Source organism: Palleronia abyssalis, from assembly GCF_900302445.1.
Lineage (GTDB): Bacteria > Pseudomonadota > Alphaproteobacteria > Rhodobacterales > Rhodobacteraceae > Palleronia > Palleronia abyssalis.
This window is the reverse complement of the sequence record NZ_ONZF01000012.1, coordinates 41,343-54,397: the sequence shown is the minus strand read 5'-3', so window position 1 is coordinate 54,397 and position 13,055 is coordinate 41,343. Positions and strand designations below refer to the sequence as shown.

The 13,055-nt window shown below is 66.0% G+C and carries 13 protein-coding genes; 6 read left to right on the top strand and 7 right to left on the bottom strand.

Annotation, left to right across the window (positions count from 1 at the left end):
• Positions 1-87: 87 nt before the first annotated feature.
• The 4 genes from cimA to PAA8504_RS18465 all read right to left on the bottom strand — a co-directional run bounded on the left by cimA (position 88) and on the right by PAA8504_RS18465 (position 5,915).
• Positions 88-1,701, bottom strand: a complete 1,614-nt coding sequence (gene cimA, locus PAA8504_RS18480; protein WP_108895623.1) for a citramalate synthase — start codon at positions 1,699-1,701, stop codon at positions 88-90.
• Complete coding sequence (gene cysS / locus PAA8504_RS18475; RefSeq protein ID WP_108895622.1) at positions 1,698-3,068, bottom strand: cysteine--tRNA ligase; 1,371 nt, start codon at positions 3,066-3,068, stop codon at positions 1,698-1,700. The genes cimA and cysS overlap by 4 nt, the downstream gene beginning before the upstream one ends.
• Positions 3,069-3,188: 120 nt before the next feature.
• Entirely contained in the window at positions 3,189-3,899 is a 711-nt protein-coding gene (locus tag PAA8504_RS18470) for an outer membrane protein (RefSeq protein WP_108895675.1), read from the bottom strand.
• A gap of 204 nt (positions 3,900-4,103) precedes the next feature.
• Complete coding sequence (locus tag PAA8504_RS18465; protein WP_108895674.1) at positions 4,104-5,915, bottom strand: ABC-F family ATP-binding cassette domain-containing protein; 1,812 nt, start codon at positions 5,913-5,915, stop codon at positions 4,104-4,106.
• 58 nt (positions 5,916-5,973) lie between these two features.
• Between PAA8504_RS18465 and PAA8504_RS18460 the strand changes: the two genes are divergently transcribed.
• Positions 5,974-6,276 carry an ATP-dependent Clp protease adaptor ClpS gene (locus tag PAA8504_RS18460; RefSeq protein ID WP_108895621.1) on the top strand — a complete coding sequence of 101 codons (303 nt, stop codon included), beginning with the start codon at positions 5,974-5,976 and terminating at the stop codon, positions 6,274-6,276.
• Positions 6,277-6,321: 45 nt separating this feature from the next.
• On the opposite strand, the gene PAA8504_RS18455 is transcribed toward PAA8504_RS18460, so the two are convergent.
• Positions 6,322-7,053, bottom strand: coding sequence for a GNAT family N-acetyltransferase (locus PAA8504_RS18455; protein ID WP_108895620.1), 732 nt, complete (start codon positions 7,051-7,053; stop codon positions 6,322-6,324).
• A gap of 103 nt (positions 7,054-7,156) precedes the next feature.
• Here PAA8504_RS18455 and msrB point away from each other — a divergent pair, with 103 nt between their 5' ends.
• Entirely contained in the window at positions 7,157-7,549 is a 393-nt protein-coding gene (gene msrB, locus PAA8504_RS18450) for a peptide-methionine (R)-S-oxide reductase MsrB (protein WP_108895619.1), read from the top strand.
• Here msrB and PAA8504_RS18445 read toward each other — a convergent pair.
• Entirely contained in the window at positions 7,546-8,004 is a 459-nt protein-coding gene (locus PAA8504_RS18445; protein WP_181375868.1) for an outer membrane protein assembly factor BamE, read from the bottom strand. The genes msrB and PAA8504_RS18445 overlap by 4 nt on opposite strands.
• Before the next feature lie 73 nt (positions 8,005-8,077).
• On the opposite strand from PAA8504_RS18445, the gene PAA8504_RS18440 reads away from it, so the two are divergent.
• The 4 genes from PAA8504_RS18440 to PAA8504_RS18425 all read left to right on the top strand — a co-directional run bounded on the left by PAA8504_RS18440 (position 8,078) and on the right by PAA8504_RS18425 (position 12,025).
• On the top strand, positions 8,078-8,611 hold the full coding sequence (locus PAA8504_RS18440) for a YceD family protein (RefSeq protein WP_245897690.1): 534 nt from the start codon (positions 8,078-8,080) through the stop codon (positions 8,609-8,611).
• A 119-nt stretch (positions 8,612-8,730) separates the two neighbouring features.
• Positions 8,731-9,990 carry a UbiA family prenyltransferase gene (locus PAA8504_RS18435; protein ID WP_245897689.1) on the top strand — a complete coding sequence of 420 codons (1,260 nt, stop codon included), beginning with the start codon at positions 8,731-8,733 and terminating at the stop codon, positions 9,988-9,990.
• Positions 9,987-11,294 carry an FAD-binding oxidoreductase gene (locus PAA8504_RS18430; RefSeq protein ID WP_108895616.1) on the top strand — a complete coding sequence of 436 codons (1,308 nt, stop codon included), beginning with the start codon at positions 9,987-9,989 and terminating at the stop codon, positions 11,292-11,294. Before PAA8504_RS18435 ends, PAA8504_RS18430 begins: the two co-directional genes overlap by 4 nt.
• Positions 11,291-12,025, top strand: a complete 735-nt coding sequence (locus PAA8504_RS18425; RefSeq protein WP_108895615.1) for an SDR family oxidoreductase — start codon at positions 11,291-11,293, stop codon at positions 12,023-12,025. The genes PAA8504_RS18430 and PAA8504_RS18425 overlap by 4 nt, the downstream gene beginning before the upstream one ends.
• 4 nt (positions 12,026-12,029) lie before the next feature.
• Here PAA8504_RS18425 and galE read toward each other — a convergent pair whose 3' ends face one another.
• Complete coding sequence (gene galE / locus PAA8504_RS18420) at positions 12,030-13,052, bottom strand: UDP-glucose 4-epimerase GalE (RefSeq protein WP_306419544.1); 1,023 nt, start codon at positions 13,050-13,052, stop codon at positions 12,030-12,032.
• Positions 13,053-13,055: the final 3 nt, after the last annotated feature.

The following is a 13,055-nucleotide window of genomic DNA, read 5'->3' as shown; positions in this document are numbered from 1 at the left end:
AGGGCCGGGCCTGCGCCGGGTGGTTGCCGGTCACGTGCCGGACAAGCGCCGGACAAACGCCGGGTAGGATGCCGGACAGCGGCACGGTCACGCCGGCACCGCGTCGCGGATCAGTTTCCAGTTCACCGCGTCGACCAGCGCCTCGAACGAGGCCTCGATTATGTTGGCCGAGACGCCGACGCTGGACCAGTTGCGGCCCTGCCCGTCGGCCGACTTCATGATGACCTTGGTGACCGCCTCGGTCCCCTGCCCCGAGATGCGGACCCGGAAATCGACAAGGTGCATGTCGGCCATGGCGTCGGCATAGGGCACCAGCGCGGCCTTCAGCGCGCGGTGCAGCGCGTCGACCGGACCGCTGTCCTTGCCGAGGATCTGGCCACCGAAGGCGTGGCTGAGTTCCACACGCTCGCCGATGCGGACCTGGAGGCTGGCCTCGGACGAGTGATCGACTCCGCCCGTACCCGCGCGGTGGGCGATGATGGCGCGATACCAGTCGACGACGAAGAACCCGGGAAGCTGGCCCAAGACGCGGCGGGCGATCAGCTCGAAGCTGGCCTGCGCCTCGTCGAACGAATAGCCGGCGTCTTCCCATTCCTTGATCTCTTGCAGGATCTGCGACAGACGGGGATCGCCCATTTCGACCTTTAGTCCCATGTCCAGAAGCCGGGCGCGCAGGTTCGACTGCCCGGCCTGATTCGACATGGGGATGACGCGGCGGTTGCCGACGGCCGAAGGGGCGATGTGTTCGTAGGTCGCCGGGTCCTTGGCTATGGCCGAGGCGTGCAGGCCCGCCTTGTGCGCGAAGGCGGAACTGCCGACGTAAGGGGCGTTCGGGCGCGGCACGCGGTTCAGCAGATCGTCCAGCCGGTTCGACACGCGGGTCAGCGATTGCAGCCCCGCTTCATCTACGCCGATGTCGAAGCGGGAGGCATAGGGCTCCTTCAGCGCAAGCGTCGGAATGATCGAGACGAGGTCGGCATTGCCGCAGCGTTCGCCCAGGCCGTTCAGGGTGCCCTGAATCTGGCGCACCCCGGCCTCGACCGCGGCCAGCGATCCGGCGACGGCCATGGAGGTGTCGTCATGGGTGTGGATGCCGAGACGGTCGCCGGGGATGCCACTGGCGATGACCTCCGAGACGATGTCGGCGATGCGGCCGGGCAGCGTGCCGCCGTTGGTGTCGCACAGCACGATCCAGCGCGCGCCCGCGTCGAATGCGGCATGCAGGCAGGACAGAGCATAGTCGCGGTCCGAGGCATAGCCGTCGAAGAAATGTTCCGCATCGAACAGCGCCTCGCGCCCCTCGGCGACGATATGGGACAGCGAGGCGTGGATGTTCTCGAGGTTCTCGTCGTTCGTGATGCCCAGCGCGGTGGCGACGTGGTAATCATGGGTCTTGCCGACGAGACAGACGGACGGGGTTCGCGCGTTCAGAACGGCGGCCAGAACGTCGTCATTCGCGGCGGAGCGACCCGCGCGCTTGGTCATGCCGAAGGCGGTCATGGTGGCACGGGTGGGGGCGACGGTGTCGAAGAACGCGCTGTCCGTGGGGTTGGCACCGGGCCAGCCGCCTTCGATGTAATCGACGCCCAGCGTGTCGAGCATGGCGGTGATGGTCTTCTTTTCTTCGACCGAGAATTGCACCCCTTGGGTCTGCTGCCCGTCGCGCAAGGTGGTGTCGTAGAGATAGAGGCGTTCGGTCACGACAGGGCCTTCAGTTTCTCCGCGTCGAACCCTGCGGCCGGGGTCAAAGCCACGGCATTGCGGGACATGCGGACCTCGACCCCTGCATCGGCCAGGGCGGCCTTCATCGCGTCCACCTGTGAGAAATCCTTGGTTTCCATCGCCTCGGCGCGCGCCTGCGCCAGGCGGGTTTCCAGCGCGGACAGGTCCACGGCAGCGGCCCAGTCGCCGATGCCTTCAGTCAGTAGGCCGGTCAGGCGGGCCGAGGCCAGAAGGTCGCCGGACGGTGCTTCGCCCGTCTCGACCATGGCGGCGATGCGATGCAGCCGCGCGATGGCCCCGGCGGTGTTGAGATCGTCGGACAGCGCATCGACAACCTGCGGATCCGGCGTGCCGGGCGTCGCATCCGCTGTTAGGGCGTGCCACTTGCGCAAGCTGACCTCGGCGGTGCGGACCTTCTCCTCGGTCCAGTCCATGGGTTTGCGATAGTGGGTCGACAGCAGGACGAAGCGCATGACCTCGCCCGGCGTGTCCTCGTCCAGGCGGTCGCGCACGGTGAAGAAATTGCCCAGCGATTTGGACATCTTGCGCCCCTCGACCTGCAACATCTCGTTATGCAGCCAATAGCGGGCCATGGGCGCGCCGTCATGGGTGCAGGCGGATTGGGCGATCTCGTTCTCGTGGTGGGGGAACATCAGGTCGCCGCCGCCGCCGTGGATGTCGAAGGTGCGGCCCAGAAGCGCCTCGGACATCGCCGAGCATTCGATGTGCCAGCCGGGGCGGCCGCGGCCCCAAGGGCTGTCCCAGCCGGGCGTGCCGGCGTCCGAGGGCTTCCACAGCACGAAATCCATCGGGTCGCGCTTGTAGGGCGCAACTTCGACCCGAGCGCCGGCGATCATGTCGTCGACGGACCGGCCCGAGAGCTTGCCGTAGTCCGTATAGGTGTCGACGGAAAACAGGACGTGGCCGTCGGCCGCATAGGCGTGACCAGCGTCGATCAGGCCCCGGATCATCGCGATCATGGGGTCGATATAAGCGGTGGCGCGGGGCTGCTGGTCGGGGGGCAAGCAGCCGAGGGCGGCCATGTCATCCTCGTACCAGCGGGTCGTCTCGGCGGTGATGTCGGTGATGGACCGGCCGCTTTCTGCGGCGCGCGCGTTGATCTTGTCGTCCACGTCCGTGATGTTTCGCACGTAGGTCACGTGGTCCGCGCCATAGGTGTGGCGCAACAGACGATAGAGCGTGTCGAAGACCACGGCCGAGCGTGCGTTCCCCATATGCGCGCGGTCGTAGACGGTGGGACCGCAGACATACATCCGCACGTTTTCCGGGTCGAGCGGAACGAAATCCTGCTTTTCGCGGGCGGCGGAGTTGGTCAGGCGGATCATCGGTCTGTTCCCGTGCGGCTGGCGACGGGGGTGTCGCAAGATCGCAGGGTCAAGGCAAGGGCGGACACGAAAAAGGGGCCGGTCGGACCGGCCCCTCATCACGTTCAGATCCGTGTGGGATCAGAACTGGTAGGCCACGCGGGCCTGAACCGTGGTCGCGTCGAAGTCGGCGCCGGTGTCGTCGAAGTCGTTCCACTCGTGGTAGAGAACTTCGCCGCCGACGGTGACGTTCGGGGCAACCTTATAGTCCACACCAGCACCCAGCACGTAGCCGGTGTCGCTGTAGTCTTCGTCGAAGATTTCGGCTTCGGCATAGGCCGCACCGACCACACCGTAGATCAGCGTGTTGCCCGCGTCGTAACCGGCGCGCAGCTTCAGGCGGTGGATCTGATCGAAGGACGCGCCGCCGTCATCGGTGTCGCCATCGTCGTCGAAGTCGACGTTCAGGTCGTCGCCGAAGAAGTCGTCGTCGTCGAAGTCGAGGTTCGCCGCGTTCAGGTCGAGTTCGCCGCCCAGAACGAAGTTGCCGAAGTCGTACTGGTAACCGGCGAACGCGCCGCCGATGACGCCGTCACCGTCGATGTCGAAGTTGATGAGATCGTCTTCATCGTCATCGTCGTCGTCGTCATCAAGGTCGGCGAAGACGTCGCCGTCGACATTCACGCCGCCATAGCCGAGCGAGAGACCGGCATAACCACCGGTCCAGTCGTTCGACATGACGACGGGCGCGGGGGTCATAACCATGGGCTCGACCGGTGCCGGGGTGACGCCGCCGGCATAGGCGGAACCGGCGAACAGGGCGCCAACTGCGGCTGTAGTGATGAACTTCATGTTCTGCTCCATTTAACTCTTACGATGTCCTTGCGCTGATGCGCATTCAACTGTCCCGGACACCTGCACGATAGACGCCCTATGACCGGTCGAGTTCCATGCACCTGTAACGGGATGACCGGCGAGTGCGATAAAAAAAACACGGTCTAGGCGGGGATTTGCCGTATTTCTGTGGGTGAAGTTCCAGTCCTCAAGAGGACGTGATCAGCTTTGCGACTTTTCCTCTAGGATCAGCCATTCGTCTTCGGCTGCGGAGAGCTTGGTCTGCCGGTCCGACAGCGCCTCGGTCGCCTTTTTGAACTTCACGGGCTCTCGGGTGAAGAGATCCGAATCAGCGAGAAGTTGTTCGAGCTTCTCGATTTCGCCTTCAAGGCGCGCGATCTCGTCCGGAAGAGTCTTCAGGCGATGCGACTCGGTAAAGCTGAGTTTTTTCGACGGCGCAGGCGCGGCGGGCGCGGCTGCCTTGGGCTTGGGGGCGGGCTTCTGCGGATCGGTCATGCCCCGGTCGTCAGGTTTCTGGTCCAGATAGTCGGACCAGCCGCCGGCATAGGCCATCGCACGGCCTTCCCCCTCGAACGCGACGGTCTGCGTCGCCACCCGGTCGAGGAAATCGCGGTCGTGGCTGACCAGAAGGACGGTGCCGTCGTAGTCAGACAAGAGGTCCTGAAGAAGGTCCAGCGTTTCGATGTCCAGATCGTTGGTTGGCTCGTCCAGGACCAGAAGGTTCGAGGGCTTGGCCATCAGTCGCGCAAGCAGCAGCCGCGCCTTTTCGCCCCCCGAAAGGGACCGGACCGGCGCGCGGGCCTGCGCTTCGGAGAAGAGGAAGTCCTTGAGGTAGCCCACGACATGGCGGGGCGTGCCGCGCACCATCACCTGGTCGGCCGCGCCGCCCACGCGCATTTCGGGCGTGCCGGTCAGGCTATCCCAAAGCGACATCTCGGGGTCAAGCTGCGCCCGGGCCTGGTCGAAGACGGCGATTTCGAGGTTGGTGCCGTGCTTCACGCGACCCTCGTCGGGCTCGATCTCGCCCGTGAGCATCTTCAGCAAAGTGGTCTTGCCGACGCCGTTGGGCCCGACGAAGGCCACACGGTCGCCGCGCCCGATCTTGATCGAGAACGGGCGCAGGATGGTACGGTCGCCGTAGGATTTCGCGATATCCTCGGCCTCGATCACCTTCTTGCCGGACTGCTGGCCGCTTTCCAGGTCCATCGCCGCCGTGCCTTGACGGCGCACCATGTTCGAGCGCGTCTCGCGCAGGTCCTGAAGCGCGCGGACCCGGCCCTGGTTGCGCTTGCGCCGGGCGCTGATGCCTTCCACGGCCCAGCGCGCCTCGGCCTTGATCTTGCGGTCGAGCTTGTGGCGGTGGATGTCCTCGTCCTCCCACACCTTGTCGCGCCAGTCCTCGAAATTCTCGAACCCCTTTTCCTGCCGGCGGACGGCGCCGCGGTCGATCCAGAGGGTCGCTTTCGTGAGATTACGCAGGAAAGCCCGGTCGTGGCTGATGAGGACGAAGCCCGAGCGGGTCGATTTCAGCTGATCCTCGAGCCAGGCGATGGCGCGGATATCGAGGTGGTTCGTCGGCTCGTCCAGCAGCATCAGTTCGGGCGCCTCGGCCAGAAGCTTGGCCAGCGCCGCGCGGCGCCGTTCGCCGCCCGAGGCCTTCGACGGCTCGGTCGCGGGGTCGAAGGTCAGGTCGTCGGCGACCATTTCAACCTTGTAGGCCTCGGCCGGGTCCAGCGTGGAGGTCGCGAAATCGCCCAATGTGGCGAAGCCTTCCATGGTCGGCTCCTGCTCCATGTAGCCGGTGGTGGTGCCGGGCGAGAGGACCCGATCGCCGCGATCAGGCTCGATCAGTCCGGCCATGACCTTCATCAGGGTGGATTTACCCGACCCGTTGCGCCCAACAAGCGCGACTCGGTCGCCTGGCTGGACCACGAGGTCGAGCTCGGAAAAGACGGGATCGCCCCCAAACGTGAGGGAAATGTCGGAAAGCTGGAGGAGGGGTGCGCGTGCCATGTGCGCGAGGTAGACGCAGCGGGCGGTCCCATCAAGGGCGCGCGCTATATCCCCGGCCATGTCCGAGACGGAAACCATCAAGCGCCCCGAGGAAAAGGCCAAGCCCAAGCGCCCGCCGCTGTACAAGGTGATCTTGCTGAACGACGACTTCACGCCGCGCGATTTCGTGACGAAGGTGCTTCAGGGGGTGTTCCGGATGAGCGAGGGCGAAGCGCTGGGCGTCATGCTGACCGCGCATCAGCTAGGTGCGTCGGTGGTGGCGGTCTTCACCCGCGAGATTGCCGAGGAGAAGAGCGCGCAGGCCAACCGGATGGGGCAGGACGAGGGTTATCCCCTGACCTTCACCACCGAGAAGGAATAAGGAGCTGTCCGTCGATCCCGGGCGGAGAGTTTCGGACCGAAAATCTCAGCCGGCGACCGCGCGCAGAAGACGTTGGCGCGCGGGCGGGATCGCCCCGATCTCGACCCCGGTGAAGACGTGCATCGTGTCCATCTCCCTATCCACCACGGCATGATCCGACACCCACCCGCCCATCGTGAGATAGGTGCGCAGAAGCGGAGGCATCGCGGCCATGGCGCGCTTTGGGTCCAGCGGGCGGCGCAGCGCGCGCGCCAGGTCGACGACCCGCGGCGCCTTGACGCGCGGCAGCCACCGGGGCGGGGCGACGTGGCGCTGGTGCAAAAGCGCGAAGGCATCGGCGTGGCGCTGGGCGTCCGTACCCTGGAACGAGGCGCAGCCGAATAGCATCTCGACCCCTTCGTCATCGACGATCCGGGTCAGCGCGCCCCAGGCGACGCGCAGGACATCGGCGTTTTTCGCATTTGGATGGATGCAGAAGCGCCCAAGCTCGACCATCGGACCCTGAAAGCCGGTCAGGTTCTCAAGCTCGTAATAGCGTGCAGAGTAGGAGCGGGCGACCTCCGACCCGTCGCGCAGTGGGAGAAGGCGGAAGGTGCAGACGGCCTCGCCCGTTGCCGCGTCCTCGACCAGCATATGGCGGCACCGGTCGTCGTATTCGTCGAAGCCATGCGTGCCGTCCGCGGGAAAGACCTGCGCGCGAAGAGACAGGCACCGGCGGAGTGCCCCCGGCGTGGCCGCCTCGACGGCCCTGTAGCGGCCCTTGGCCAGAACGGTCACGTCGCGCCCCACCCTTCCATGATGTTCACTGGTGCTTACATTCACTGCCAAAGCAATAGCGGAACCACTGCGACGGTTCCGTGACACCCCGATCGAGGTAACGATGAACAAGATTCAGAAATCTGACGAGGAATGGCGCGCCGAGCTGTCGCCCGAGGCCTACAAGGTGACCCGCAAGCACGGGACCGAGCGGGCGGGCACGCATGAGGATTTCCCCGACGGCCCCGGCACGTTCAACTGCGTGTGCTGCGGCACGCCGGTCTTCGACAAGGACCACAAGTTCGAAAGCGGCACCGGCTGGCCCTCGTTCTACGAGCCGTTCTCGGAAGAGAACGTCGAGACCAAGGAGGATCGCAGCTTCTTCATGCGGCGCACGGAAGTTCATTGCGCGAAGTGCGAGGCGCATCTGGGCCACGTCTTCCCCGACGGGCCGAAGCCCACCGGGTTGCGGTACTGCATCAACGGCGTGGCGCTGGACTTCCGGCCGAAAGATTAATCGCCCAGGAAGTCGGCCGGGTTGAAGTTACCGATGTTGCGGAAGAGCTGACGCAGGAAGCTGATGCCTTGCGTGTTCGTCGACGTCACGCGGCGGGAGATCGGAACAACCCGGCCGTCTTCCAGCCCGAAGCGTTCGATGTTCGCGATGGTGCCGGCATCGTTGTAGGTGATCGCGACGACTTCGCGGTCCACCTCTTCCTTGGCCTGGTAGCCATAGCGGCGAAACCGGCTTTGCACGTAGTACCAGGCTTCTGCGCCCATCACGCCGGTCGCTGTGGGTCGACCTACGGCGCTGGCAACTTCGGTGCGGCTGTCGACGCCGACCTGAAGCTCGTTCAGCAGATCGTCGGGGGGCACATAGCCGTGGTTTTCGTAGACGGCGGAACAGGCGGCGAGGAAAAGCGCCAAGGATAGACCCGTCGCATTCCGCAGGACTGACTTCATCGCGATCATTTCGGTCCCTTGCCCCATGTGCCTTCGGCTGACTACATCGAATATCGCCCAACGTTCAAGAATGGAGACCCGGATGCCAGACAGCGACACGAAGATCCGCCTGACCGGCGCCCGCGAGCGGACCCCGCGCAGCTTCGACCTGCGTCCCGATGCCCAGACCTGCTCCCTTCTGGCCCAGGAGTTGGACCTGACCGCCTTGCGCAAGCTGCGCCTGGCCGGGGAACTGCGCCCGACGGGCACCCGGGACTGGGAGCTGGAGGCGACGCTGGGCGCGACGATCGTTCAACCTTGCGGCGTCACGCTAGAGCCTGTGACGACCCGCGTGGACGAGTCGGTGGACCGACGGTATCTTGCCGCCTACGACGAGGAACTGGCCGCCGAGCAGGAGATGCCCGACGAGACCGCGGACGAACCCTTGCCCTCGGTGCTGGATCTGATGGCGCTTCTGACCGAAGAGTTGATCCTGGCGATCCCACCCTATCCCCGCGCTGAAGGAACCGCACCGGTGGAGGCCGAAAGCCTGCCGAAAGGGGCCGAACCCATCCGGGACGACGACCTCAAACCCTTCGCGGGGCTGAAGGATGCCCTGGACAAGGGGCAGAACTGAACGGCGCAGTCGATCTGTGCCGGATCAGGGACAATCACCTGATATTGGGCGAGTCATGTCCAAATTTTGAACACATTCCCGTGGCGTGATGGAGGGAGACAGGAAAGGACCCTTTTTCCGTGAACGTGCCGCTTCGACAGTCCGACACCCGCCAGACGCTTCTGGTCGATCTCGACACGCTGCTACGGACCGAACTGAGGTTCGAGCTGTTCTGGGCTGGCATGGCGAAGGACTGGAAAGGCACCCTGGCGGCCATGCGTCGCGGCGGGAGAGAGCCGCGTCATATCGACGTCGACACGCTTCCCTTCGACGAGGCCGTGCTCCACCGCCTGCATCGGGCCCGGGAAGACGGATGGTACGTTGTCCTCACCGGCGCAGACCGCAGGCTGGCCCTGCGCATCGCGGCGCATCTCGACCTGTTCGACGAGATTCGCGGTCCCGGCACCTTGCCCGCCACCTTCGGCACTGATGCCATCTTGCAGGAACGGACGGCGGACCCGGTTACGCCCGGGTCGTACCTCATGGCGCTGAGGCCCCATCAATGGGCAAAGAACCTTCTGTGTTTCGTGCCGCTGCTGGCAGCCCAGGATTTTTGGCCCGGCACGGTTCTGGCCGCGTGTCTGGCATTTCTGGCCTTCAGCCTGATGGCATCCGCCGTCTACTGCCTGAACGATCTTCTGGATCTGGCGGCCGACCGGGCCCATCCACGAAAGAAGTTTCGGCCCTTCGCGTCCGGCGCCGTTCCGCTGCGCCACGGAAGCTGGATGGCGGCCGGCCTGTTTGCAGGCTCGGCCGTGCTGGCCCTTCTGCTGGGACCGGGCTTTCTGGCGCTTCTTTTGGCCTATGCCGTTCTGACGACGGCCTATTCGCTGTATATCAAACGGGAGGTCGTCGTGGATATCTGCACGCTTGCCGGTCTTTACACGCTGCGGATCGTGGCGGGGGCCGTGGCGACGGGCATTCCGATGTCGGTCTGGCTTCTGGCATTCTCGATCTTCATCTTCTTCTCGCTCGCAGCTGTGAAACGCCAGGCCGAGCTGGTGGATCTTGCGAACAGGAACGGGCTGGCGACCGCGGGGCGTGGGTATCGCGCGGACGACCTGTCGATCGTGTCGATGATCGCGCTGTCCTCGGGGTTCGTGGCGGTACTGGTGCTGGCGTTGTATCTCGATAGTCCCGAGGTGCTGGAACTCTATGGCAATCCCGCGCCGCTTTGGGGGATTTGCGGGGTCCTTCTGTTCTGGGTCACCCGCATGGTGATGAAGGCGCATCGCGGCCAGATGCATGACGACCCGCTGGTCTATGCGATCCGCGACGGCGCAAGCGGGCTGTGCCTGGCGGCGGTGATCGGGTTCGCGCTGGGCGGGGTGCTGACGTGACCCTGACCGGGTGGGGACGGTACGCGCGCTATCCGGCCCCGCTGTCGCAACCGGCGCCGGGCGATCTGGCTTCCGCGCTTGCGGGGGGTCCCGTGATCGCGCGGGGGGCGGGGCGATCCTATGGAGATGCCGCGATCTCGCTCCGGCGGACAGTGGGAACCGGGCGATTGAACCGCATGATCGCGTTCGACGAGGCCGAGGGGCTTCTGGTCGCCGAATCCGGCGTCACGCTGGGCGAGATCGTCGAGGTCTTCCTTCCGCGCGGCTGGTTTCCCATGGTAACCCCCGGAACCAAGACCGTCACGCTAGGCGGGGCGATCGCATCGGACGTGCACGGCAAGAACCACCATCGCGACGGGGCCTTCCGCGCCTCGGTCGCGTGGTTCGACCTTTTGGGCCCCGACGGGACAACGCAGAGATGCTCGGGCCAGGAGAACGCGGAGCTGTTCGATTGGACGCTGGGCGGCATGGGCCTGACGGGGATCGTCACGCGCGCCGCCATCCGCCTGCGCCGGGTCGAGAGCGGGTGGATCCGCCAGACCACCCTGCCCTGCGCCGATCTGGACGCCGTCATGCGGGCCTTCGACACCCATGCCAGCGCGACGTATTCGGTGGCGTGGATCGACTGCCTTGCACGCGGGCCCCACCGGGGGCGGGCGCTGCTGATGCTGGGGGAACACGCGGGCCGCGCCGAGATCGGGGCGCGCGCGCCGTTCCCGCCAGCCCGCCGGACGCGAACCCTGCCGGTCGACCTGCCCTCAGGGCTTCTGAACGGCTGGACCGCGCGGGCCTTCAACGCGGCCTACTGGCGGCGCGGCAAGGCGGCGGCTGGGTCCCGCCTGGTGGACTGGGACGGGTTCTTCTATCCGTTGGATGCCATCCTCGGCTGGAACCGGGCCTATGGGCGCAAAGGGTTCGTGCAGTTCCAGTGCGCCCTGCCCGACGCCGGTGCGCGGGTCGGGCTGTCCGCCCTTCTGGATGCGATCGCACGCTCCGGGACCGGCAGTTTCCTGGCCGTGCTGAAGCGGATGGGCGTGGCGGAGGGCGCGTTTTCGTTTCCGATGAAGGGGTACACGCTGGCCCTGGATTTCCCGGCGACGCGGCGGGCGCTTCAGCTGATCGACCGGCTGGACCGCATCGTGCTGGACCATGGCGGGCGGTTCTACCTGGCCAAGGATGCCCGGATGACGGCAGAAACCCTGCATGCCGCCGACCCACGTGCGGCCCGCCTGCGCGAGATGCGTGCGCGCTCCGGCCTGTCCGACGCGTTCCGATCCGTCCAATCCGAAAGGCTGGCCCTATGAGCCGCTCCGTCCTGATCCTCGGCGCGCATTCGGCGATTGCCATGGCCACCGCGCGCCGCTTTGCCGCAGAAGGCTGGACCCTGCACCTGGCGTTGCGCGGGCCCTCGCGCCTTCAGGCGGACCGCGACGACATCGCGATCCGCCTCGGGGTCGAGGTGACCCTGCACGACTACAACGCGCTGGATCCCGACGCCATCGACGAGGTGATGGCGGATCTGCCCGCGCTTCCCGACGTCGTGGTGTGCGCCGTCGGCCTTCTGGGAGAGCAGGAGACCGCCCAGCGCGATGCGGACTTCGCGACGCTGATCCTGCGGTCGAACTTCGAAGGCCCCGCCCTGCATCTGGAGCGGCTGGCCGGGCGGTTCGAGGCGCGGGGTTCGGGGCGGATCGTCGGAGTCTCTTCGGTGGCAGGGGAGCGGGGTCGGGCGTCGAACTATGTCTACGGCGCCGCGAAGTCGGGGTTCACAGCGTTCCTGTCGGGCCTGCGCAACCGGCTGCACGGCACCGGGGTCGGCGTCACGACCGTCCTGCCCGGCTTCGTCGACACGCCGATGGTCGCGGGGCGCGACCTGCCGCCGGCCCTGACCGCGCAACCCGAAGATGTCGCCCGCGCGATCTTCGCCGCGGTCGAAGCGGAAAGGGACGTCATCTACGTCAAGCGACGGTGGCGGTGGATTATGGCCGTCGTGCGCGCTTTGCCCGAACCCGTGTTCAAGCGCACCCGGTTCTGAGCGGTCAGCCGTCGCGATAGCCGTTGGGATTCTCGCTCTGCCATTTCCACGTGGTGGCGCACATGTCGTCGATCCCGAACCTGGCTTCCCAGTTCAACAGGGATTTCGCGCGTTCGGTCGAGGAATAATAGCTGGCAAGGTCGCCGGGCCGACGCTCGACGATTCTGTGGGGGATCTCGCGGCCAGTGGCCGCCTCGAACGCGCGGATCAGTTCCATCACCGTCACGCCCTGCCCCGTGCCCACGTTGACCGCCTCGCACCCGGTCGAGTCGACCGAGTATTCCAGCGCCGCGAGATGGGCGCGGGCGAGGTCGGAGACATGGATATAATCGCGCTCTCCCGTACCGTCGCGGGTCGGATAGTCCCCGCCGAAGACGCGCAGCGCCTGCCGCCGTCCCACCGCCACCTGCGCGATGAACGGCATCAGGTTGTTGGGGCGGCCTGCCGGATCCTCGCCGATGCGGCCCGACTCGTCGGCGCCGACCGGATTGAAGTAGCGCAGCAACAGCCCCGATGCGCCTTCGGTCGCCCGGCACCAGTCACCGATCACCCCTTCCGCGAACGCCTTGGTTCGGCCGTAAGGATTCATCGGGGCGATCTGGTGGGCCTCGTCGAAGGGCAGGTAGACCGGTTCGCCATAGACGGTGGCCGAGGACGAGAACACGATGGTCTTGCACCCGCTGCGGTCCATCGCGCGCAGAAGGTTCACCGTCCCCTGCACGTTGACCGTGAAATAATCGAGCGGTTTCTCCTCGCTTTCGCCAACCGCCTTGAGGCCGGCGAAGTGGATTACCGCGTCGGGACGGAAGGCGGCGATGGCCGCGTTCAGCGCCTTTTGATCCAGCACGTCGCCCTCGGTCATCCCGATGGGGGCACCGGTCAGTTCGCGGACCCGACGCAGTGCCCGGGGTGAGGAGTTCGCGAAGCTGTCGAAGACGTGCACCTCGTAGCGCGCGCGCAGAAGCGCCAGCACGGTATGCGACCCGATGAACCCGGCGCCGCCCGTCACGAAAACCCGCATGCTCATCGT

Excerpts from the sequence above, each read along its gene's own strand:
- PAA8504_RS18470 (WP_108895675.1), bottom strand. The coding sequence starts at position 3,899 with ATGAAGTTCATCACTACAGCCGCAGTTGGCGCCCTGTTCGCCGGTTCC.
- galE (WP_306419544.1), bottom strand. The coding sequence starts at position 13,052 with ATGAGCATGCGGGTTTTCGTGACGGGCGGCGCCGGGTTCATCGGGTCG.
- PAA8504_RS18465 (WP_108895674.1), bottom strand. The coding sequence starts at position 5,915 with ATGGCACGCGCACCCCTCCTCCAGCTTTCCGACATTTCCCTCACGTTT.
- PAA8504_RS18445 (WP_181375868.1), bottom strand. The coding sequence starts at position 8,004 with ATGATCGCGATGAAGTCAGTCCTGCGGAATGCGACGGGTCTATCCTTG.
- PAA8504_RS18425 (WP_108895615.1), top strand. The coding sequence starts at position 11,291 with ATGAGCCGCTCCGTCCTGATCCTCGGCGCGCATTCGGCGATTGCCATG.
- msrB (WP_108895619.1), top strand. The coding sequence starts at position 7,157 with ATGAACAAGATTCAGAAATCTGACGAGGAATGGCGCGCCGAGCTGTCG.
- PAA8504_RS18440 (WP_245897690.1), top strand. The coding sequence starts at position 8,078 with ATGCCAGACAGCGACACGAAGATCCGCCTGACCGGCGCCCGCGAGCGG.
- PAA8504_RS18460 (WP_108895621.1), top strand. The coding sequence starts at position 5,974 with ATGTCCGAGACGGAAACCATCAAGCGCCCCGAGGAAAAGGCCAAGCCC.
- cysS (WP_108895622.1), bottom strand. The coding sequence starts at position 3,068 with ATGATCCGCCTGACCAACTCCGCCGCCCGCGAAAAGCAGGATTTCGTT.